This window comes from Salinispora vitiensis, assembly GCF_000378825.1.
Taxonomy (GTDB): domain Bacteria; phylum Actinomycetota; class Actinomycetes; order Mycobacteriales; family Micromonosporaceae; genus Micromonospora; species Micromonospora vitiensis.
Map to the genome: position 1 here is coordinate 1 of NZ_KB900388.1, position 1,529 is coordinate 1,529.

General features: G+C 66.2%; 1 pseudogene. It reads right to left on the minus strand.

The window, feature by feature from the left end:
- Positions 1–1,432: pseudogene (locus tag SALPAC2_RS24160) on the minus strand (PA domain-containing protein); the annotation flags it as partial.
- Positions 1,433–1,529 lie beyond the last annotated feature (97 nt).

A 1,529-nucleotide genomic window follows, 5' to 3' on the forward strand; every position in this document is an offset into this window, starting at 1 on the left:
CGCAGGCCGTAGGCGCGGATGAGTTCTTGTCGGATGGCGAAGCCGGTGTCGGTTTCGGCGGCGGCGCGTACGGAGATGAAGTTGTCGGGTTGGTCGGGCAGTTTCAGGGTTGCGGTGTGGCGGTTGTGGTCGCCCGGGGTGAGGGTGATGGGTTGCCAGGTGGTGCCGTCGTCGTAGGAGACCTCGAGTTCTACTGCGGTGATGGTGCCGGTGCCGGTACCGCCGGGCTGTGGTCTGGGGGTGATGCTGATTTCTTGGTGGGTGCCGGCTTCGACGTCGCCTCGTAGGTCGGTTTCCAGTTCGTAGTCGAGCTGCAGCAGGGTGAGCGGTTCGGGCGTGTTGGGGTCGGCGTCGTTGGTGCTGGAGATGAAGTCCCACTCGGTGTGGGTACGGGTCGACAGCCCCCACTCCTCGGCCGGGCGTGACGCGTCCAGCACCAGCCGGTACGGCAGCGTCCCGGCCGGCACCTCCTTCTGTAACAGGTTGGAATCCCCTGTGTTCTCATGCAGCAGGGTGTGGCCCTGGTAGAGCTTGATGTGCACCGGCACCGAGCCGAAGCGGTAGTTTCCGCCGTACTCGAGCGCGGTCCCGGACGGACTCCAGGGCTGCGGGTAGAGCGTCATGTAGTCCTGGAATCGACTGTTTGGGATCCATGCCGACCGGTTGGAGGCCGGTCGGATAGCGGGGGCGAACCAGTCCACCTTGGTGGTCGTGCCCCTGGCGTAGGTGCGCTCGTTCGCCAAACCTCCCAACCGCGCTGTTCGTGGGATTCGACCCAGGAGATGTCGGGGGTGACCCATTCGGTGCGGATGCCGGGGTACCACTCCGTATCCCGGGAGGTGGACACGGTGCCGAGGGCCGTGTTGGCACGGTAGCCGGCGCCTTCGGCGTCGTGGACGGCGTGGTAGTGGGCATCGATTCGGGCTAGGTCGTGGTGGCTGGGGTGGTAGGTGAGGGGCTGGTCCGGCACCTGGTCCCGCCAGACCCGGGCTAGGTCGTAGATGGTGTCCGGGTACTGCTCCTGGCTGACCTTCAGCGGCGGCATCCCGTGTTCGGCGAGGGCGATCAGGATGCTTCCGATGTCGCGGTGGATGCTGGCGACGGGGATGGCGGAGTTGCCGACGTATTCGTAGAGGATTCCAGGCTTGTCGTTGACGACCAGGAGGAGTGCGGCTCCGGCGGCTACCGCGGCGGTCGCCCGGTCACTGGGGCTGATGTCGTCGCTGCGGGTGACGACGGCGATTTTGCCTTCGGCATCGACGTTGGCGTAGTCCTCGGGGGCGCCACTGCCGGCGTAGACGGGGCGTAGCCATTGTTTGCCGGTGGTGATGGTGCTGCCGAACTGGGCCACGGCGTCGATGGGAAGTAGGCCGAAGGCGCGCAGGCTCAGGACCGGCTCACCCTTACGCCACCGAGCCGCCAGGTCGAATGAGCCTGTCAATCCCCTGGAATCGTGGAGGGCTCCGTTATGCGGCCTGGGCCTTCAGGGCGCGGGTCTCTGATCGTTCGTAGTCGATGGGGGATCGCCA